Origin of the sequence: Enterobacter sp. 2VL (genome assembly GCF_005503595.1) — a bacterium.
GTDB lineage: Bacteria > Pseudomonadota > Gammaproteobacteria > Enterobacterales > Enterobacteriaceae > Enterobacter > Enterobacter cancerogenus.
On record NZ_SCNE01000004.1, the window covers coordinates 296,971 to 317,374 of the forward strand.

Below are 20,404 nucleotides of genomic sequence, written 5' to 3' on the forward strand. Positions count from 1 at the left end.
AACGGACATACCTCTTTGCTCTCGAGGACATCCTTTATGGCTAATTCGACGCGGAGCCGCTCGGCTGAACGTCTTGTGGATATATTTATTGCGCTGCATCTTCACGGGGTGGTGCATCGCAGCGATCTGATGAACAAGTTTGGTATTACCGAGCGCACCGTGTACCGCGATCTGCAGGCGCTCTCTCCGATTATTGAGCACGTGGGCGACGGGCGATACCGGCTGATCCCCGCGTATCAGAAGGCTGCTTTAGACGATTCTGAGTGATCGCAATCACATAATTTTTACCACTCGCGGCGAGCCTGAACCACTCGCCCCCGCCTTTGACCGCTCACCCACCGCTTTCAACCACTCACCCATTTACCTTCCTTTACACGCGCGACGATCTGGCACGATCCCTCCAGCATTAATCAATACCTCCTCACAACGAACCCTGACCCTTTTTTCTTTACATAAAAAACCAGGTCTTACTATGGATACGAAAAAACTACTTAAGCACGTGCCCTGGGCATTACTCGGGATCCTCGGCGCTTTCTGTCTGGCGGTTGTCGCATTACGCCGGGGCGAACACGTCAGCGCCCTGTGGATCGTGGTCGCGTCGGTTTCCGTCTACCTTGTGGCTTATCGCTACTACAGCTTGTACATCGCGCAGAAGGTCATGAAGCTCGACCCCACGCGTGCCACCCCGGCAGTCATTAACAATGACGGCCTGAACTATGTGCCAACCAACCGCTACGTGCTGTTTGGCCACCACTTTGCCGCTATCGCAGGCGCGGGTCCGCTGGTTGGTCCGGTTCTTGCGGCGCAGATGGGCTACCTGCCGGGAACCCTGTGGCTGCTGGCGGGCGTCGTGCTGGCCGGTGCGGTACAGGACTTCATGGTGCTGTTTATCTCTTCTCGCCGTAACGGCGCGTCTCTCGGTGAGATGGTCAAAGAAGAGATGGGCCGCGTGCCGGGAACGATCGCCCTGTTCGGCTGCTTCCTGATTATGATCATCATCCTCGCGGTGCTGGCGTTAATCGTGGTGAAAGCGCTGGCCGAAAGCCCGTGGGGGGTCTTCACCGTCTGCTCCACCGTGCCGATTGCGCTGTTCATGGGTATCTACATGCGCTTTATTCGCCCGGGTCGCGTGGGCGAAGTGTCGGTCATTGGGATCGTTCTGCTGGTGGCTTCCATCTACTTTGGCGGCGTGATTGCGCACGACCCGTACTGGGGCCCGGCGCTGACCTTTAAAGACACCACCATCACCTTCGCGCTGATCGGCTATGCGTTTGTCTCTGCCCTGCTGCCGGTCTGGCTGATTCTGGCTCCGCGTGACTATCTGGCAACCTTCCTGAAAATCGGCGTTATCGTCGGTCTGGCGATCGGCATCCTGGTGATTAACCCGGATCTGAAAATGCCGGCAGTGACCCAGTACATCGACGGTACCGGTCCGCTGTGGAAAGGTGCGCTGTTCCCGTTCCTGTTCATCACCATCGCCTGTGGCGCCGTGTCTGGCTTCCACGCGTTGATTGCTTCCGGTACGACACCGAAGCTGCTGGCGAACGAAAAAGACGCCCGTCTGATCGGTTACGGTGCCATGCTGATGGAGTCCTTCGTGGCGATCATGGCGCTGGTTGCCGCGTCCATTATCGAACCGGGTCTCTATTTCGCGATGAACACCCCACCAGCGGGCCTGGGCATTACCATGCCAAACCTGCATGAGATGGGCGGTGACAACGCGGCGCTGATCATGGCGCAGCTGAAAGACGCGAGCGCACACGCAGCTGCTACCGTCAGTTCCTGGGGCTTTGTGATTTCGCCTGAGCAGATCATGCAGACCGCGAAAGACATCGGCGAACCATCCGTACTGAACCGCGCAGGTGGCGCGCCTACGCTGGCCGTCGGTATCGCACACGTGTTCCACAAGGTGCTGCCGTGGGCGGACATGGGCTTCTGGTACCACTTCGGTATTCTGTTTGAAGCGCTGTTCATCCTGACCGCGCTGGATGCCGGTACCCGTGCGGGCCGCTTCATGCTGCAGGATCTGCTGGGCAACTTCGTGCCGTTCCTGAAGAAAACCGACTCGCTGGTAGCGGGCATTCTGGGTACGGCGGGCTGCGTAGGCCTGTGGGGTTACCTGCTGTATCAGGGCGTTGTCGACCCGCTGGGCGGCGTGAAGAGCCTGTGGCCGCTGTTCGGTATCTCTAACCAGATGCTGGCCGCCGTGGCGCTGGTGCTCGGCACCGTCGTGCTGGTGAAAATGAAACGCACCAAATACATCTGGGTGACCGTGGTGCCTGCGCTGTGGCTGCTGCTTTGCACCACCTGGGCGCTTGGCCTGAAACTGTTCAGCGCCAACCCGCAGCTGGAAGGCTTCTTCTTCATGGCTAACCAGTACAAAGAGAAGATTGCCGCAGGCGGCGCAGACCTCACCGCGCAGCAGATTGCCAACATGAACCATATCGTGGTGAACAACTACACCAACGCGGGTCTGAGCATTCTGTTCCTGGTGGTGGTGTACAGCATCATCTTCTACGGCATCAAAACCTGGATGAACGTGCGTAACGCCGACGGTCGTACGGACAAAGAAACCCCGTACGTACCCGTACCGGAAGGCGGCGTGAAGACCTCTTCACACCATTAATCCACACGCCTCCCCCTCTCCCTTTGGGAGAGGGTTGGGGTGAAGGGTAACAATGCCCGGCGCCCCTGCCGGGCTTTGTCTTATCAGGATGCATTATGTTTGGTAACTTAGGCGAAGCAAAAAAATACCTCGGTCAGGCGGCGAAAATGCTGATTGGCATTCCGGACTATGACAACTACGTTGAGCATATGAAGACCAACCATCCGGATAAGCCGTACATGACCTACACCGAGTTCTTCCGCGAGCGTCAGGAAGCGCGCTACGGCGGAAGTGGAGAAGGCGGCGTACGCTGCTGCTAAAGGAGAGACCATGACCCCGATTGCCGTCACCCTGCTGACCGGTTTCCTCGGCGCAGGTAAAACCACCCTGCTGCGCCACATCCTCAATGAACAGCACGGCTTCAACATCGCCGTGATTGAAAACGAGTTCGGCGAAGTCTCCGTCGACGACCAGCTGATTGGCGATCGCGCCACGCAGATCAAAACCCTGACCAACGGCTGCATCTGCTGCACCCGCTCAAACGAATTAGAAGACGCTCTGCTGGATCTGCTCGACAGCCGCGACCGCGGAGACATCAGCTTTGACCGCCTGGTGATTGAATGCACCGGCATGGCCGACCCCGGCCCGATTATCCAGACCTTTTTCTCCCATGACATTCTCTGCCAGCGCTACCTGCTGGACGGCGTTGTTGCGCTGGTCGATGCGGTTCACGCCGACGAGCAGATGAACCAGTTCACCATTGCCCAGTCTCAGGTCGGCTACGCGGATCGCATCCTGCTGACCAAAACCGACGTGGCAGGCGACAGCGAGAAACTGCGCGAGCGGCTGACGCGCATTAACTCACGCGCCCCGATTTATACCGTGACGCACGGCGATATTGACCTGTCTCAGCTGTTCAACACCAACGGCTTTATGCTCGAAGAGAACGTCACCTCCAGACCGCGCTTCCACTTTATGGCCGATAAGCAAAATGACGTCTCGTCAATTGTGGTTGAGCTGGATTACCCGGTAGATATCAGCGACGTTTCCCGCGTAATGGAGAACCTGCTGCTGTCGTTTGCCGACAAGCTGCTGCGCTACAAAGGAATGTTGTGGATTGACGGTGAACCTAACCGCCTGCTGTTCCAGGGCGTGCAGCGCCTGTACAGCGCCGACTGGGATCGCCCGTGGGGCGACGAACCGCCGCACAGCGTGATGGTCTTTATCGGGCTTGAGCTGCCGGAAGATGAGATTCGGTCGGCCTTTGCGGGGCTACGTAAATAACGCCTGCTTGCTCCCTCTCCCGGTGGGCTGAGGGATCGCAATATTCGGGAAAAATCCTTTTTACTCTGTTCATCATGATTATTTAATCATCTTGTGATGATATCGGCATATCGTCATCCAAATACATGACAATGACATACTTCTTACACGTATTTTTTGCACTGATGATTTTTATGGCAAGCATTCATGCCATTAACAGGTATAGTTGATAGGGGGTTGAGTATAACTTAACCATAAAAATGTAAATTTACGTTGTTATCCGTTACAGCGGAAACATTTCAGGAAATTATTAGAAACCCAATTAATGCATTTCCAATCAATATCCCCGCCTCGTTCAGATGATATTTAGACAAAATTCTAAACCGTTTCTAAACGTAAAAAACATTCGCATTGACGAAGGCAAATACCAGCATTCACGCAACAACTATGCGGAAAATCATTAACAAAATCAGTATAAAACTGCGAGACGCCTCACATTTGCAGTCATAAACATCGCTTGTTAAGGTGTGCCCAGATTAATTTAATGACGAGGCATAAAACATGAAAAAGCTGAATGTTCTTCTCCTTTCTGCTCTGACCGCTGTATCAGGTTCCGCACTGGCTATGGGCGGCAGCATTGAGCAGGGTAAAAACTTTACCAACCTTAATCTGGAAATGGGTAAATCCTCATCTGGCCTGTATGCCGAGAGCAACTGGCTGAAGAACACCGATGACGGTACGCAGACCGGCGGCGTTGGCGCAGGTTACAACCTGGAAGTTGGCCCGGTGATGCTGAATGCAGGCGCTAAAGCGATCTACATCGGCCCGAAAAAAGGCGATAACGGCGTGGCCTTCCCAATCGGCGGTGGTGTGAACGTTGCGCTGACCGACAGCATCCACGTGTTCGGTGAAGGTTATGTTGCGCCAGACGGCCTGAACAACAGCGTAAAAAACTACGTTGAAGCAAACGGCGGCGTAAGCTGGACTCCGATTAAACCAGTGACGCTGAAAGTGGGTTACCGCCACGTGAGCGTTGATGGCAAGGACGGTCGTCCAAACCACACCCTGATTGACGGCGCATACGTAGGCGGCGGAGTAAGCTTCTGATGAAAACCCGCATCGCCGCGCTTAGTGTTCTGAGTATTACGTTACTGCTGTCAGGCTGCGTCCAGTATAAATGGGTCAAGCCTGGCGTCAGTGACAGGGAAATGAATAAAAAGCTAACGGAATGCGAAGCTCAGGCACTTATCGATCTGCCCCCGGATAACGTTGTGACGGGTTCAAACTCGGAAAAGCAGGACAAGAAACACAAGAAAAAGGATGTTTCCACCAGCTATACGGTTGAAGACGCCAATGAGTATCGCAGAGATACCCTGGTAGACAGCTGCATGTATAAAAGCGGCTGGGATAAGATCGAAGTGCAATAAGCGCGAACAAAAAAAACCTGCCGCATGGCAGGTTTTTTATGGGTGCGATTACTGATGTACCACCACCAGCTTCTGGTTTACAAACTCTTTGATCCCCAAATCCGACAGTTCACGCCCGTAACCGGAACGCTTCACGCCGCCAAACGGCAACTCTGCCGCCGTGTCGGTCAGCCAGTTGATATACACCATCCCGGTTTCGATGCGCGACGCCATTTTCTTCGCACGCTCGATATCCTGACTGAACACCGCGCCACCGAGTCCGTAGTGCGAGTCGTTGGCCAGCGCGACGGCTTCATCGTCGCTTTTCACCACATAAACCTGCGCGACCGGGCCGAAGAACTCTTCGAAGTATGCCGGGTTCTCGCGTGAAATATGCGTCAGGATGGTCGGCTCAAAGAAGCTGCCCTCACGCTGGACCGGCTTGCCGCCGTAGTGCAGCTTCGCGCCATGCTTCACCGCCTCGTCGACCTGTTTGGTCAGCGTCTCCAGCGCGTCTTTGGATGACAGCGGCCCCAGCGTGGTGCTTTCATCCAGCGGATCGCCAATCTTCACCTGCTTAAACGCCTCGGTGAACTTGCTCAGGAACGCGTCGGCGATTTTTTCATGCAGGATAAAGCGCTTCGCCGCAGTACAGACCTGGCCCGCGTTATTCAGACGGGCGTTGACGCCAATCTTCACGGCTTTATCGATATCCGCGTCGTCGAGTACCACGAACACGTCGTTACCGCCCAGTTCCAGGGTCGATTTTTTGATGTGCTTCGCCGCCTGGGCCGCTACCACGCTACCCGCTTTTTCAGAGCCGGTCAGCGCTGCGCCCTGCACGCGTTCGTCGGCGATAATCTTCGCCACCTGATCAGAGGAGATAAACAGGTTTGTCCACGCCCCTTCCGGCGCGCCCGCTTCGCGCACCAGATGCGCAAAGGTCTCGGCGCAGTGCGGGACAATACTCGCGTGTTTGGCAATCACCGGGTTACCCGCCGCCAGGTTAGGAGCCAGCACACGCATCAGCTGGTAGTAAGGGAAGTTCCAGGGTTCAACGGCCATCAGCACGCCAATGGGGTGATGCTCTACCCAGGCTTCACCCAGTTCCGATTTGTATTTTACAGGCGCTAAAAACTGCTTCGCGTTATCGGCGTAATAGCGGGCAATCTGCGCGCAGAGCTTCACTTCGCCGCGACTCTGTTCGATGAGCTTACCCATCTCCTGACTGGCGATTTTAGCCAGTTCCTCCACGCGCGCATCAATCAGGTCGGCAAGCTTGTGCAGCACCGGCAGGCGCTGCTCAATATCGCCTTTCGCCCAGTCGGAGTGATAGAGCGCGTCCGCCGCCTTCAGCGCCGCCTCGACGTCCGCATCGGTGTGGGAGGGGTATTCTTTCACCAGCTGGTTGGTGGCAGGATTTACTGTCTGGTAAGCCATATCGAATCTCCTTTAATTACCGCTTAGGGTATTAAGGGTAGTCAATATGACTGGCGGTGGACGTAAAGTTGGGTATATACGGAAGGTTCTTAGCCGGACGCGCTCACCCGGAACCCTCCACGCCTGGTGGGGAATTTTGCACTTTCCCCCCGCTTCCCTCTATCCTTAAGCCATGGAAAAATTAGCCGAACTCAAACGCGCCAAGCTGCTGGCGCTGTCGCTGCTGCTGATTGCTGCCGCGGCGTTTATTACCACGCTGTTTCTACCGCAGATCTTCTGGGTGCGCGGCGTCAAGGCCATCGCCGAGGCCGCAATGGTGGGCGCGCTGGCAGACTGGTTTGCCGTGGTTGCCCTGTTCCGCCGGGTGCCCATTCCGTTTATCGCGCGCCATACGGCGATCATTCCGCGCAATAAAGATCGGATCGGCGAAAATCTGGGTCAGTTTGTTCAGGAAAAATTCCTCGATACGCAATCCCTGGTGGACTTAATCCGCCGCTATGAACCGGCTCAGATGATTGGCATCTGGTTCAGTCAACCGGACAACGCCCAGCGCGTCGGGCAGCACCTGATCCAGGTCATGAGCGGTTTTCTGGAACTTACCGATGACGGGCGTATTCAGCGGCTGCTTAAACGCGCCGTACATAAGGCGCTCGACAAAGTCGATTTCACTGAAACCAGCGCCGTCATGCTGGAAAGCATGACCAAAAACAACCGCCATCAGGTGCTGTTGGATGCGATCATCAACCGTCTGATTACCTTGATTCAGCGGGAAAGCACGCGGGACTTCATCGCCAGTCAGATTGTCCATTGGCTCAAAACAGAACATCCGCGCAAAGCGATGGTGCTACCGACGGAGTGGCTGGGCGACCAGAGCGCGGAGATGGTATCGAACGCGGTGAATACCCTGCTGGATGACATCAGCCACGACCGCACGCACCAGATCCGTCAGGCGTTTGACCGCGCCACGCTCAAGTTTATCGACAACCTGAAAAACGATCCGGACATGGCGGCGAAAGCCGACAACATCAAGCATTATCTGAAGAATGACGAGGCGTTTAACCGCTATCTGGGCGAGATGTGGGCCGACCTGCGCGAATGGCTGAAAGCGGATATGCACAGCGAAGATTCCCGCGTGAAGCAGCGCATCGCCAACGCCGGGCTGTGGTTTGGCGAAACGCTGAACGCCGATGCCAGCCTGCGCGCGTCGCTGAACGAGCATCTGGAGCAGGCCGCGCACCGCGTCGCGCCGGACTTCGCCGCGTTCCTCACGCGCCATATCAGCGACACGGTGAAAAGCTGGGACGCCAAAGATATGTCGCGCCAGATTGAACTGAACATCGGCAAAGACCTGCAGTTTATCCGCGTCAACGGCACGCTGGTAGGCGGGACGATTGGGCTGATCCTGTTTTTACTCTCGCAGTTGCCCAGCCTGCTTGCGCACTACTCTGCTTTCGGCGGCGCGATAACGTAGCGCGTCGGAGCAAAACAGTTCAGGACCCGGTGCACCAGAAAGACCAGCGTCAGCGTGGTCACCAGCGCGAAGGTGACCGACGTGATGCGGTATAAATCGCTGAACACCAGGTCGCTGTCCGGGTGCATGTTCTGCCCGAACATAATGCCGATGGTGGTGATGCTGGCAAAGCCGACGCCCGCCCCCACCTTCTCCATGACGTGCAGCCGCGCGCCAAACGCCAGCCCGAGGCCAATCAACGGCATCATCAGCAGCATGTGGCTGCTGTGATCGTAGAGGATAAGCTGCACCACCAGGATATACAGGCAGCCCAGCACCACGCCGACCACGCGCCAGACCGAGCTCATCACCGCGCCGCGATAGTGCATCGGGAACAGGATCAGCACACCCGCCATCAGCGCCGAGAGCGAATCGCTCAGGTCGCTTATCTGGAACACCACAAAGATCAGCGTGGCGACCGTCCCGGAAAGCAACGACTCGTGGCGCACCCGGGCATCATCTTTCTCAATCAGCGGCGGCGGCTTGCGGGGTTCGACGTCCGGCAGCAGGTAGTTCATCAGCGCACTCAGGCACACCGCCATCACGCTCGCTTCGATATTGGAGAATAACAGCGTGTGCCAGTTGGTCGTCGGGTAGCTCATAAAGTTGAGCATCACGCTCTGGCACACCACGCCCATGGAGCCGAACAGAAACAGCGGCCCCTTGCTCATAAAGCGAAAGCGCATCACGTACAGGGCAAAGACCACCAGCGTCATGATCACCGGCCACTGCGACAAAAAGCCGATGATAATCACCATTTCAACGCAGTTCAGCGCGGCGCTAAAGACAAACTGCTTTGCCACGTGGCGGTTGAACACCGGTACCAGCGACAGCAGCATAATCGGGTAGACCACGAAGAACACGCCGTAGCTGGTGTTGTAGAAGCTCGACACGCTGAGGGCAATCATCCCGGCAAAGACGATGCGCAGGGTCTGGCGAAAGTCGTTGGCCGTGTAAACGATATTGCCGTGCGGGGTAAAGACCCTCGCCAGGGTGTTAATAGACATAGTGCAGCAGGCTCACCAGGTGGATCTGCATCCCGGAGAAGAAGCGCGCGAATGGCCCTTCGCTGTTGTACAGCTGCACCGTGGCACGGGCGCCGGTCGGCAGGTGCTTCGGCAGCGCTTCATCCAGCGCCACGTGGATGCGCATACGCTGGGCGTCACGTACCCAGCGGTTAGAGGTCTCCGGCTGGGACAGCTCGCCGTTTACCGCTTCCTGCCCGGCGAGGATCCCGGCATCGCTGCTGGTCACGTGGGCGCGGAAAACCTGCCCCGGAAAGGCGTCGAACACCACGGCGGCGTCGGTTCCCTGATGGGTATGGCGCAGGCTCTTCTCGCGGAAATCGGCCACGATATCGGTCTGGTTGTTCACCAGCGCCAGCGCGGCAGAGCCGGAGGAGGCATAAAATCCGGGGCTGAGCTGCAGGTTACTCACCGTGCCATCCGCTTCGGCATAGACCTTCGTCCAGCCGAGGTTCAGCTCGGCATCGTCCAGCGCGTTGCGGTATTTTTGCAGCGTCACGTTACGGTGTTCATCGCGCTCGCCGCGCTGAATGCGCAGGTTACGGATGTTGGCCTGAAGCGAACTGACGGACTGCTCGCTGCTCTGCCAGGCAGTGCGCACCTTGTCGAGGGCAGACTGCGAGACGTTCTGCAGCGCGCTCAGCTTCTGATAGCGGTCAAACGTCACTTTGTCGTTACGCGCGGTCAGCACCGCAGTTTTCAGGCTGGCCTGGGCGGCAGCGATCTGCGCATCGAGCTGTTCGTTGGACAGGCGGGCCTGCTCCAGCGCGATTTGCGCCGCTTCCACTTTGTTACGAAACGGCGTGTCGTCCAGCTCAAACAGCAGGTCGCCTTTTTTAACCTGGCTGTTGTTGTGCACGTGTACCGCCGCGACGTAGCCGGAGACGCGCGCAGAGACCGGCGTCACCACGCGCATCACGGTGGAGTCCGGCGTCAGCGGGATCCAGATATCCGCGACGATAAAGTAGACAAACATCAGCAGGAAAGAGGCAATACTTACCCTTACCCAGCGGGCAAACTTTTGTTCAGGAGTCATTATTTTTCGGTCTTGTTATCTTCTTCGCGGATAGTCCGCAAATTGCAGGCGATTTGATTCAACGTGGCGCTGAAAATGGCGATATGTTCCGGCGCGATATTGTGCGAGACGCGAGCCTGAAAGTTCTCAATAACCTGAGTCAGCGTTTCAAGAACGCTCTTCCCTTCGGGCGTCAGCGTTAGCAGCCGGATACGCTTGTCGTAAGGCGATACGGTGCGCAGCAGGTAGCCCTGCTTTTCCAGTTGTGTCAGGGTGCGCATCAGCGGCGGCAGTTCGATACCCTGCACCTCCGCCAGTTCGCTTACCGAGACGTTATCCCCAAGCTGTTGCAGTTGCATCATCACCGTCCAGCTCGACTGGGTTAACCCGGTATCGAGAATGGCATCGTCGATCACCGCACGCCACTGGCGCACGACCATCGCCATCCGCATGCCCATTGGCCGGCGGCTAAACAGTTCGTCTTCACTCATGGGGAGTCCTCTCGTAGTACGCACTCAGGATAATAGTTATCAGGGTAAGTATCAAGAAACGATGGGCAAAAGAGCAGGAATTGCGAAAGGCACTACCAGAGGTGACATACCCACAGGCCCGGTAAGCGCAGCGCCACCGGGCTTTTATTAACGGCTAAACAGTCTCTTAATGGCAACGTTTCCCGAAGCCGTTACCACCACTCGGTAAAGAGCGAAGTGTTGTGCCGGAGGGCGCTACGCTGAATTTCTCATTGAATTATGTTGAAGGCACACCTATCATAAATGTACGGATTAACACCGTACAATTCAAATGAAGCTGAAAAACAATTGAGAAGCACATCATGACAGCACTGAAGAAACAGCGCATCGATCTGAGGTTAAGCGAAGACGATAAAAGCCTGATCGAAGAAGCTGCAGCAATGACCAACCAGTCAATTTCACAGTTCATGGTCAGCACGGCTTCTGAACGCGCTGCGGAAGTTATCGATCGACACCGTCGCATGATCCTTAATGAAGCCTCCTGGAATACGGTAATGGAGGCCATCAGCAACCCGCCGGCACCAAATGACCGCCTGAAACGCGCGGCGAAGCGTCTCCAGGATATGGAGTAATACGTGAACGATGTGAAGATAGGGATTTTTTCAGAAGACGTTGAGTACGACCTGAGCCAGTTCGATTGCGGAGAAGTAAGCCTTAACACCTTCCTTGCGGAACACCTTAAACGCCAGCATCGCGAAAAGTTTTTGCGTGCCTACGTGCTCACGACCCGCGAGGAAAACCCGCAAATACTGGGGTATTACACGCTCTCCGGGAGTTGCTTTGAAAAGGCTTACCTGCCCTCTAAAACCCAGCAGAAGCGCATTCCTTATAAAAATGTGCCGAGCGTAACCTTAGGGCGTCTGGCTATTGATAAACGCATTCAGGGGCAAGGTTTTGGTGAGTTACTTGTCACCCATGCTATGAAGACCGTCTATTTGGCCTCCTTTGCCGTCGACATTCATGGTCTATTTGTTGAAGCGCTGAACGATAAAGCCAGAAATTTTTACCTCAAACTGGGGTTCATACCGCTTCTGGCCGAGAATGAATTCACGCTCTTCTTACCGACGAAAACTTTTGAAAGCCTGTTTGAAGAGTGAACCCGGCACGTAACGCCCCGGCAAGCGGGGCGGCTGCGCCACCGGGCAGGGTTTAGCCCACAACCGACCTGGGTTCCATAAACGCGCGAATTCCCCACTTGCCCATCTCGCGCCCAACACCTGAGTGTTTGAACCCACCGAACGGTGCTTTCGGTTCATGGGCAAGGGTGTTTACCAGCACCCGACCGGAAACGATCTGCTGTGCCACGCGGTGCGCACGCGCCACATCGCCGCCCAGCACCATCGCGCTCAGGCCATAGTCGGTATCGTTAGCAATGGCGACGGCCTCTGCCTCATCGCGATAAGGGATGACGCACAGCACCGGGCCGAAAATCTCGTCACGGGCAATCGCCATCTGATTATTCACGTCCGCAAACAGCGTCGGTCGCACAAACCAGCCGTCCTGCGTACCTTCCGGGCGACCTTCACCGCCCGCCAGCAGGCGTGCCCCCTCGTCGATGCCTTTACGGATATAGCTCTGCACCCGCTGCCACTGCTTTTCGCTGACCATCGGGCCGATTTCCGTGGCGTTATCGCGCGGATCGCCGGATTTCACCGCCGCCACCGCTTCGGCCAGCGCGGTTTCGATTTCCGCTTTGCGCGACTGGGGCACCAGAATGCGCGTGCCCGCCACGCAGGCCTGTCCGCTGTTCATAAACCCGGCCTGCACCACCAGCGGGATCGCGTTGGTAAGATCGACATCCTCCAGCAGGATCGTCGGGGATTTGCCGCCTAACTCCAGGGTGACGCGCTTAAAGCTTTCTGCGGCGTTACGCAGGATCGCCTTACCTGTCGCCGTCGAACCGGTAAACGAGATTTTTGCCACATCGGGATGGCGGCTGAGGGTTTCACCGACCCTGTCGCCGCGCCCGGTGACGATGTTAAACACCCCCGGCGGCAGGGCGGCATCAGCCAGCGCCTCGGTGATGACCCGGGTTTGCAGCGCGCTCATTTCGCTCGGCTTGATCACCGCCGTACAGCCTGCCGCCAGCGCAACGGCCAGTTTGCCGCAGATAAAGCCAGCATCGCTGTTCCACGGCGTGATAAGCCCCGCCACGCCAAGCGGCACCATCTGTACCGTCGCGGCGCCCGCGGCAGAGGTAAATTCGAACGCCTCCAGCGCCGCAATGGCCTGGGCGATGACCTCCGCCGGATAGCTGGCCATCCACGCCGAGCGCGACGCGGGTGCGCCATACTCCTCAATAACGGCCTCAAGCAGTTCGTCATGACGGGCCACTACGGCGGCATGCATCCGTTTTAGCGCCGCGATGCGTTCCGCTTTGGACGTTTGCGACCACGCCGGAAAAGCAGCTTTGGCAGCTGCAATGGCGCGTTCGCCATCGACCTCATCCGCCAGACGCACCTGGCCGATAACCCGCGCCGTGGCGGGATTGTACAAATCAAAACGCTCGGTACCGTGCGGGGTAACAAACTCACCGTTGATAAAAATCTGTTCGATGTTGTGCATATAAACCTCCTCAGGCTGGATGAACACAGTCTGGCACGACTACGCCGTTGCGATAATCCACGCTATGCTGCAAGGGTTGTTTCGATTTTCAGGATAATCTATGCATCGTTCAGGTTTGACCGAGCTGGAAGTGGTTATGGCCGTCGTGCGCCGCGGCAGCTTTCGCGGCGCGGCGCAGGAGTTGGGGATGTCCGCCACGGCGGTGAGTAACGCCGTCGCCGGGCTGGAGAGCCGTCTTGATACCCGCCTCTTTAACCGCACCACCCGCAGCGTGGCGCTTACCGACGTCGGGCAGCGCTATGTGGCGCGCATTGGCCCGGCATTGCAGGAAATTCGCCAGGCCAGCGAGGAGATCCACAGCGATACCGGAGAACCTGCCGGCACGCTGCGCCTGAACGTACCGAACCATATCGGCACGCTGTTTCTGGATCGGTTGCTGATCGACTTTATGATCCGCTACCCGAAGATGCGGGTGGAGACGGTGAGCGAAGCGCGAATGATCGACATCGTCGCCGAAGGCTATGACGCCGGGATCCGCCTCCAGGAGTCCGTGCCGCAGGACATGATCGCCGTGCCGCTGACGGCCGATATCCGCCAGCTCGTTACCGCCACGCCGGGCTATTTCGCGCAGCACGGGATCCCCCAAACGCCGGACGATCTTCTGCAACATCAGGGGATTGGCATGCGTATGTCCCACGGGGGGATCTACCGCTGGGAGCTGGCACGTCGCGGTGAGACCTGCACTCTGGCGGTGCCGCCGCGCTTTGCGACGTCGGATCTTTTTGCGTCGATCGCGGCGGTAAAAGCCGGGCTTGGCGTCGGCTTTTTACCGGAACTCTATATTCAGGATGAGCTAAAAAGCGGGGAACTGGTGAGCGTTTTAAACGACTGGACGCAGCCGTTTGCCGGGCTGCGCCTTTACTATCCTGGTCATCGCCACGTCCCGCCAGGGTTACGGGCGCTGGTGGCGATAATCCGCGAGCGCGGGGTTATTCCAGGTTAGCTTTATTCAACCCGTAGGCCACATCCAGCGAGCCTGGCTCCATGCGGGAGGTGATACCCAGACGGTTCCAGGCGTTGATCGCCACGATGGCGAAGTTCAGCTCTGAAATCTCCACGTCTGAGAAATGCTCGGCCACGCTGCGGTACAGCGCGTCGCTCACGCCATGCACGCCAGGCTGCGTTAACGCTTCGGTGAAGGCCAGCGCCGCTTTCTCGCGGGCGCTGAACAATGGAGACTCACGCCACGCCGCCAGATGGTACAGGCGCAGCTCGCGCTCGCCGGCGATTTTGGCCTCTTTCGAGTGCATATCCAGGCAGAAAGTACAGCCGTTAAGCTGCGACACGCGAATGTCGATCAGGTGCTTGAGCGCCGGGTCGATGGAGGTTTTCGCCACTTCCATGCTCAGGGCGGACAGGGCGTTGGCGAGGGCAGGTGTTGCTTTGTGGTGGTTTACGCGGGTGCTCATTGTCTTTCCTCATTTTGTGCGGGACAGGTCATGCGGTGAGGTAAATGTATCCGCAACATGACATAGTAAAAAGGTACAAAACCTGTAAAACGAGGTAGGACATGAAGCCGGGCTATCACGATATCTATACCCGCTATCGCGACAACATCACGCGCGGCGTACTTAAACCCGGCGATAAGGTCCCCGCCATCCGCGTGCTGGCCGAAGAGATGAAGGTGGCGCGCAAAACCGTCGAAACGGCCTACGCCATTCTCATCGGCGAAGGCTATCTGGTGAGCCAGGGCGCGCGCGGCACGAAAGTGAATCCGGATCTTCTGCTCCCCGCTAAAAATGCGCCTGCCGAACAGACCACCGGCACGCTGCCGGAATCGCTGATTAGCCAGCGCGAGCGCGCCGGTTTTCTGCGCCCCGGCATCCCCTCTCTGGACAGTTTTCCCTATAAAAAATGGCTGCTGCTGTCGGGCCAGGCGACGCGCTCGATGCGTCAGGAGGAGATGCTCAGCCCGCCCGTGCTGGGCTGGTATCCGCTGCGTGAGGCCATTGCCCGCTATCTGAATATCTCGCGCGGGCTGGCCTGCATGCCGGAACAGGTGCTGATCACCAGCGGCTACAGCGGCAGCCTGCGCCTGATCCTCGATACCCTTGCCAGCCGCAGCGACAAAGTGGTGTTTGAAGATCCCGGCTATTTTATGGGACAGCAACTGCTCAAGCGCATAGTGCCGCGCCTGCACACCGTGCCGGTCGACCGCGCGGGCATGGATATCGATTACCTGCTGCGTAACCATCGCGATGCGCGCTTTGCCCTCGTTACGCCCTCGCATCAAAGCCCGCTGGCGGTAACCCTCTCTCTGCCGCGCAAACAGCAGCTGCTGGACTGGGCGAGCCAGAACGAAGCCTGGATCATTGAGGACGATTACGACGGCGAATTTCACTACACCCGCAAGGTACTGCCCTCGCTGAAAAGCCTCGACCATCACGACCGTGTGATCTTTATGGGAACCTTCAGCAAAACCATTATGCCCTCCCTGCGCATGGGCTACCTTGTGATGCCCGCCAGCACCGTCGACGCCTTTACCGACTGCGCAGACATCGTCACCAGCGGCCAGCCCGTGCTGACGCAAAAGATCCTCACCGCGTTTCTGAACGAGGGGCATTTTTTCCGGCATCTCAAGAAAATGCGTACGCTGTACCAGACCCGCCGGGAGTGGATGATTGCCGCCCTGCGTGAAGTGTATGGCGACCGGTTTTTCACCGAGCAAAACGACGGCGGGATGCATATTGTGGCGTTTCTGACGAAGGGAAGCTGCGACCGGGAGATCGCGCGCTGCTGGCAGGAACAGCGGCTGCAGGTCAATGCGCTCTCCGAGTGGTATCGCGGGTCGGGCAAACGTTACGGGCTGGTGATGGGCTATAACAACGTGCGGACGTATCAGGAGGCGCTGGATTTACTGGAAAGGCCGAAACGGCAGACGCTTGCGCTGTTGAGCTGAAATCGCCGGGTGGCGGCTGCGCCTGACCCGGCCTACATGTTCGAGCAGGCCCGGTAAGCGTAGCGCCACCGGGTGAGAGATGCCTCACACGTCATGCCGTGACAGCCCAACGTCTTTGAGCTGCTCGTCACTCATCTGACTCAGAATGCGGCGGGTACGGTTGATGCGATACCAGTTGCAAAGCGTTTTACCGATCCAGATAAACAGGATAAACGGACGTTTCGAACGATTCTCAAAGAATTCCATGATGCTCTCCTCGCTGTGCCAGTGGAGATATCATCGTGGAGATCGCTATTAACAATACAGACTCAAAAACACCTTTTCTTTAACATACAGATCCGTTAGAACGGTATCTGCATGGCGTTTTTTGCGGCAATCTGTACTGGTTTTATTATCTGTATGGTGAACACTGAGGATACAGCATGACCCGTTACCAACATCTCGCCAATCTCCTGGCAGAACGCATTCAACAAGGGCTGTATCGTAGCGGTGAACGTCTGCCCTCGGTACGTGCGCTGAGCCAGGAGCACGGCGTGAGCATCAGTACCATACAGCAGGCCTATCAAATCCTTGAAAACCTCCAGCTCATCACCCCTCAACCGCGCTCCGGCTATTTTGTCTCGCCGCGCAAAGCCCAGCCGCCGGTCCCTGCAATGACGCGCCCGGTGCAGCGCCCGGTTGACGTCACCCAGTGGGATGAGGTGATGATGCTGCTGGATGCCCGCGCCGACAAAGAGATGATCTCCTTTGGCGGCGGTTCGCCGGACATCACCCAGCCGAGCCTGAAACCGCTGTGGCGCGAGATGAGCCGCATTGCGCAGCATAATCCGGGGGAGATGCTGAGCTATGACGTGCTCGACGGGCGACTGGAGTTGCGCGAGCAGATAGCGCGCCTGATGCTGGACGGCGGTTCGACCGTGGCGGCGAACGAAATTGTGATCACCAACGGCTGCCACGGGGCGCTCTCCATCGCCCTGCTGTCGGTGTGCAAGCCGGGCGATATCGTGGCGGTGGAGTCACCGTCGTTTCACGGCACCATGCAGATGCTGCGTGGGTTTGATATCAAGGCGATTGAAATTCCGACCGATCCCGAGACGGGCATCAGCGTTGAGGCGTTAGAGCTGGCGCTGGAGCAGTGGCCGATTAAAGCGGTGATCCTCGTGCCGAACTGCAATAACCCACTTGGATTTATCATGCCGGAGGCGCGTAAGAAACAGGTGCTGACGCTGGCTCAGCGGCACGATATCGTCATCGTCGAGGACGACATCTACGGCGAGCTGGCGGCGGAATACCCGCGGCCACGTACCATCCACTCCATGGACATTGATGGGCGTGTGATCTTGTGCAGTTCCTTTACCAAAACCGTCGCGCCCGGGCTGCGCGTCGGCTGGATTGTGCCGGGGCGCTATTACGACCGGGTCATGCACATGAAATATGCCGCGGGCGGTTTTAACGTGCCGGGTACCCAGATGGCAGTGGCGGCGTTTATCCGCGAGGGGCATTATCATCGCCACGTGCGGCGTATGCGCCAGATTTACCAGCAAAATATGGAAACCTACACCTGCTGGGTGCGCCAGTATTTTCCGGCGGAGATTTGCGTGACGCGCCCTCAGGGAAGTTTCCTGCTGTGGGTGGAACTGCCGGAGAAAGTGGACATGGTGTGTGTGAGTAAGCAGCTGTGCAGACTAAAAATTCAGGCGGCGGCCGGGTCGCTGTTTTCGGCGTCCGGCAAGTATCGCAACTGCCTGCGGATCAACGTGGCGTTGCCTGCGACCGAGAAAAATCGCGATGCGCTGAAGAAAATGGGCGAGGCAATTGTGATCGCCATGGAGGAGTAGTGCGGCGCTGTGCTTACCGGGCCTACGGGATCGCGTAGGCCCGGTAAGGCGAAGCCGCCACCGGGCAAAATCAGCGGCTCAGAACCTCCATGAAACGCTGCCCACAATGCTGCGTTCTGCCCCGAAGTAGCAGTAAGAGAGAGAATTACACGCCGCCACGTAGCTCTTGTCCGTCAGGTTATTGACGTTGAGCTGCGCGCTTACGCCCGTGAGCCCGACTTTCGACAGATCATACCCCACCACCATATCCACCAGCGTGTACGACGGCAGCGTATGGGTATTCTGGCGATCGCTGGTGATCCCGTTGACATAGCGCACGCCGGAACCCACGGTCAGGCCATCGAGCGGACCGGTTTTCACGTCGTAGCTCAGCCAGGCGCTGGCCATGTTACGCGGGGCATAGACGGCGCGCTTGCCCTCCTCTTCCGGGCTACTCTTCTTGTAGCGGATATCGGTATAGGTATAGGCCGCCTGCATGCGCAGGCTGTCGGTCAGCTGACCGATCGCCTCCAGCTCAACGCCTTCGGACTCGATTTCACCGATGGAACGGTACGGATCGGTCGGCTCCTCTTTGGTGGCAATGTTCTTCTGGTTAATACGGAACACCGAGGCGCTGAACTGGCTGTTCATCCCCTCCGGCTCATACTTCACCCCCGCTTCCCACTGCTTGCCCTTCATGGGATCAAGAATGTTGCCCTGTTCGTCGGCAAAGCTGGTCGGCGTAAAGGCGGTGGAGTAGCTCACGTACGGCGCGACGCCGTTATCAAACAGATACAGCAGCGCCGCGCGGCTGCTGAAGTTGTTCTTATCCAGGTCGCTGCGGGTGTGGTTGAAGTTGTCGACGTTCGACACGCTCACCTGGTCATAACGCCCGCCCAGCGTCAGGCGCCAGCGGTCAACGGACATCTGATCCTGCAGGTAATAGCCGGTCTGGCGCAGCTTGTGCTTTTCCTTGCTGTACTGGGTGATGTAGTCCGGCTTCGCGCCGTAGACCGGGTGGAAAGCGTCAATCGGCGGGAAGCCGCCGTAATATCCGGTCACGTTGTTGGTGCGGTCCTGATAGTCCATACCGATCAGCACGCGGTGGTTCACCGCCCAGGTATCGAAGCTGCCGTCAACCTGGTTATCCAGGGTGATGGCGTTCATCTTCTCGTCGGAGCCGGAATAGCCGCGGTTCAACTCGGTGTCGTTCAGCCAGCCTGCGGCATACACCTGGTTCAGCTCCACGTTGGTGTGCAGGTAGCGCAGCTTCTGGCGCACGGACCAGCCGCTCTCAAACATGTGCTCAACGTTATAGCCGACCATATTTTCCCGACGATCGTACTTGTCGTAATCGTCTTCACCTTCATAGAAGGTATTAGATATTTTCTTACCGCTGTGCGGTACAACGGTGCCGTCATACGGCAGGCCGGAGTGGCTACCGCCTTCAGGATCCCGGTGCAGGTAGGCCATCAGCTCCAGACGGGTGTTGTCGGTGATGCGCCAGGTCAGGCTCGGCATCAGCGCATAACGCTCTTCCTTCAGGGGATCAAACTGGGAATCGGCGTAGCGGGTCATCCCGCTGAGTCGCACCGCCACGCGATCGTTATCATCAACCGGGCCGGTGACGTCGAACATCGCCCCACGCTGATTGTTGTTCCCGGCGAAGAGCTTGATCTCCCCGCCCGGATCGAACGACGGCTTACGGGACGTGAGCGCAACGATTCCGCCCGGCGATGAACGGCCATAGAGCACGGAGGCCGGGCCGCGAACGACTTCGATATTGTCCAGGAACCACGGGTCAACCACCAGCGAGCTGTGGGAGTTGGTGTCTCCCATCATCTTCAGGCCATCGAGGTAGACGTTATCCAGGCTGCCGTCCGAGAAGCCGCGCAGTACGATGTAGTCGAAGCGGTTTGATGCACCAATCTGGTTGCTGTACACCCCCGGCGTGTAGCTTACGGCCTGACGCACGCTGGTCGCGCCCTGCTCTTCGAACTGCTCGCGGGTGACGATAGAGACCGACTGCGGGGTTTCAATATCCGGCGTTTCAAGCTTGGTGGCCGCAGACTGCATCTGCGACGTGACCACCACGGTATCTGTTTTTTGCGCATCCTGCGCCAGTAACGGAAAAGCGACGCTACCGGTAACCCATCCCACCAGCAGTGCCAGACGCGATTTAGCAAACATAACTCTCTCCAGAGATATTTCTTATTGTTAATAAGAATTATTACCTTTTTGAGAGAGCAAACGGCTATGCGCGCCGCCA

At 57.5% G+C, this 20,404-nt stretch carries 20 protein-coding genes; 12 read left to right on the forward strand and 8 right to left on the reverse strand.

Going from position 1 to position 20,404, the window contains the following annotated elements; all coding sequences use genetic code 11:
• The first annotated feature begins 36 nt into the window (after nt 1-36).
• The 6 genes from FFS28_RS12190 to FFS28_RS12215 all read left to right on the forward strand — a co-directional run bounded on the left by FFS28_RS12190 (nt 37) and on the right by FFS28_RS12215 (nt 5,295).
• A complete protein-coding gene (locus FFS28_RS12190) occupies nt 37-267 on the forward strand; it encodes an HTH domain-containing protein (RefSeq protein WP_058609607.1) in 231 nt (76 codons plus the stop codon).
• A 205-nt stretch (nt 268-472) separates the two neighbouring features.
• A complete protein-coding gene (locus FFS28_RS12195; RefSeq protein WP_006174125.1) occupies nt 473-2,626 on the forward strand; it encodes a carbon starvation CstA family protein in 2,154 nt (717 codons plus the stop codon).
• 95 nt (nt 2,627-2,721) lie between these two features.
• Nucleotides 2,722-2,925, forward strand: coding sequence for a YbdD/YjiX family protein (locus FFS28_RS12200; protein ID WP_003856610.1), 204 nt, complete (start codon nt 2,722-2,724; stop codon nt 2,923-2,925).
• 10 nt (nt 2,926-2,935) lie between these two features.
• Entirely contained in the window at nt 2,936-3,889 is a 954-nt protein-coding gene (yjiA, locus tag FFS28_RS12205; protein ID WP_042319336.1) for a GTPase, read from the forward strand.
• 540 nt (nt 3,890-4,429) lie between these two features.
• Nucleotides 4,430-4,975: a YfaZ family outer membrane protein gene (locus FFS28_RS12210; protein ID WP_058609606.1), complete on the forward strand. Its 546-nt coding sequence runs from the start codon at nt 4,430-4,432 to the stop codon at nt 4,973-4,975.
• Nucleotides 4,975-5,295, forward strand: a complete 321-nt coding sequence (locus FFS28_RS12215; RefSeq protein WP_006174128.1) for a hypothetical protein — start codon at nt 4,975-4,977, stop codon at nt 5,293-5,295. The genes FFS28_RS12210 and FFS28_RS12215 overlap by 1 nt, the downstream gene beginning before the upstream one ends.
• Before the next feature lie 48 nt (nt 5,296-5,343).
• On the opposite strand, the gene FFS28_RS12220 is transcribed toward FFS28_RS12215, so the two are convergent.
• A complete protein-coding gene (locus FFS28_RS12220) occupies nt 5,344-6,714 on the reverse strand; it encodes an NAD-dependent succinate-semialdehyde dehydrogenase (protein ID WP_088208803.1) in 1,371 nt (456 codons plus the stop codon).
• Nucleotides 6,715-6,886: 172 nt separating this feature from the next.
• Between FFS28_RS12220 and FFS28_RS12225 the strand changes: the two genes are divergently transcribed.
• Nucleotides 6,887-8,185, forward strand: a complete 1,299-nt coding sequence (locus FFS28_RS12225) for a DUF445 domain-containing protein (RefSeq protein WP_137849662.1) — start codon at nt 6,887-6,889, stop codon at nt 8,183-8,185.
• On the opposite strand, the gene FFS28_RS12230 is transcribed toward FFS28_RS12225, so the two are convergent.
• Genes FFS28_RS12230 through FFS28_RS12240 form a run of 3 tightly spaced genes read right to left on the reverse strand, consistent with a single transcriptional unit; the run spans nt 8,155 to nt 10,755 of the window.
• Nucleotides 8,155-9,231: a DUF2955 domain-containing protein gene (locus FFS28_RS12230; RefSeq protein WP_006174141.1), complete on the reverse strand. Its 1,077-nt coding sequence runs from the start codon at nt 9,229-9,231 to the stop codon at nt 8,155-8,157. The two genes, FFS28_RS12225 and FFS28_RS12230, sit on opposite strands and share 31 nt — an antisense overlap.
• The gene (locus tag FFS28_RS12235) at nt 9,221-10,288 is read right to left on the reverse strand and encodes an HlyD family secretion protein (RefSeq protein ID WP_137849663.1); all 1,068 of its coding nucleotides are present in this window, start codon (nt 10,286-10,288) and stop codon (nt 9,221-9,223) included. Before FFS28_RS12235 ends, FFS28_RS12230 begins: the two co-directional genes overlap by 11 nt.
• Nucleotides 10,285-10,755 (reverse strand): MarR family winged helix-turn-helix transcriptional regulator, encoded by a 471-nt coding sequence (locus tag FFS28_RS12240; protein ID WP_058609602.1) that lies wholly within the window; start codon nt 10,753-10,755, stop codon nt 10,285-10,287. The genes FFS28_RS12235 and FFS28_RS12240 overlap by 4 nt, the downstream gene beginning before the upstream one ends.
• Before the next feature lie 341 nt (nt 10,756-11,096).
• Between FFS28_RS12240 and FFS28_RS12245 the strand changes: the two genes are divergently transcribed.
• Nucleotides 11,097-11,366, forward strand: a complete 270-nt coding sequence (locus FFS28_RS12245) for a type II toxin-antitoxin system TacA family antitoxin (protein WP_006174147.1) — start codon at nt 11,097-11,099, stop codon at nt 11,364-11,366.
• Nucleotides 11,367-11,369: 3 nt separating this feature from the next.
• Nucleotides 11,370-11,891: a GNAT family N-acetyltransferase gene (locus tag FFS28_RS12250; RefSeq protein WP_137849664.1), complete on the forward strand. Its 522-nt coding sequence runs from the start codon at nt 11,370-11,372 to the stop codon at nt 11,889-11,891.
• Nucleotides 11,892-11,943: 52 nt separating this feature from the next.
• On the opposite strand, the gene FFS28_RS12255 is transcribed toward FFS28_RS12250, so the two are convergent.
• The gene (locus FFS28_RS12255; RefSeq protein WP_137849665.1) at nt 11,944-13,359 is read right to left on the reverse strand and encodes an aldehyde dehydrogenase family protein; all 1,416 of its coding nucleotides are present in this window, start codon (nt 13,357-13,359) and stop codon (nt 11,944-11,946) included.
• 100 nt (nt 13,360-13,459) lie between these two features.
• On the opposite strand from FFS28_RS12255, the gene FFS28_RS12260 reads away from it, so the two are divergent.
• Nucleotides 13,460-14,362, forward strand: coding sequence for a LysR family transcriptional regulator (locus FFS28_RS12260; protein WP_137849666.1), 903 nt, complete (start codon nt 13,460-13,462; stop codon nt 14,360-14,362).
• On the opposite strand, the gene FFS28_RS12265 is transcribed toward FFS28_RS12260, so the two are convergent.
• The gene (locus tag FFS28_RS12265) at nt 14,349-14,828 is read right to left on the reverse strand and encodes a carboxymuconolactone decarboxylase family protein (RefSeq protein WP_006174154.1); all 480 of its coding nucleotides are present in this window, start codon (nt 14,826-14,828) and stop codon (nt 14,349-14,351) included. The two genes, FFS28_RS12260 and FFS28_RS12265, sit on opposite strands and share 14 nt — an antisense overlap.
• 101 nt (nt 14,829-14,929) lie before the next feature.
• Between FFS28_RS12265 and pdxR the strand changes: the two genes are divergently transcribed.
• Nucleotides 14,930-16,318: a MocR-like pyridoxine biosynthesis transcription factor PdxR gene (pdxR, locus tag FFS28_RS12270; RefSeq protein ID WP_137849667.1), complete on the forward strand. Its 1,389-nt coding sequence runs from the start codon at nt 14,930-14,932 to the stop codon at nt 16,316-16,318.
• A gap of 84 nt (nt 16,319-16,402) precedes the next feature.
• Here the strand turns inward: pdxR and FFS28_RS12275 are convergent, their stop codons facing one another.
• The gene (locus FFS28_RS12275) at nt 16,403-16,564 is read right to left on the reverse strand and encodes a DUF1127 domain-containing protein (RefSeq protein WP_058609595.1); all 162 of its coding nucleotides are present in this window, start codon (nt 16,562-16,564) and stop codon (nt 16,403-16,405) included.
• A gap of 176 nt (nt 16,565-16,740) precedes the next feature.
• Between FFS28_RS12275 and FFS28_RS12280 the strand changes: the two genes are divergently transcribed.
• Nucleotides 16,741-18,156: an aminotransferase-like domain-containing protein gene (locus FFS28_RS12280; protein WP_137849668.1), complete on the forward strand. Its 1,416-nt coding sequence runs from the start codon at nt 16,741-16,743 to the stop codon at nt 18,154-18,156.
• A gap of 78 nt (nt 18,157-18,234) precedes the next feature.
• Here the strand turns inward: FFS28_RS12280 and foxA are convergent, their stop codons facing one another.
• Nucleotides 18,235-20,343: a ferrioxamine B receptor FoxA gene (gene foxA / locus FFS28_RS12285; RefSeq protein ID WP_137849669.1), complete on the reverse strand. Its 2,109-nt coding sequence runs from the start codon at nt 20,341-20,343 to the stop codon at nt 18,235-18,237.
• Nucleotides 20,344-20,404: the final 61 nt, after the last annotated feature.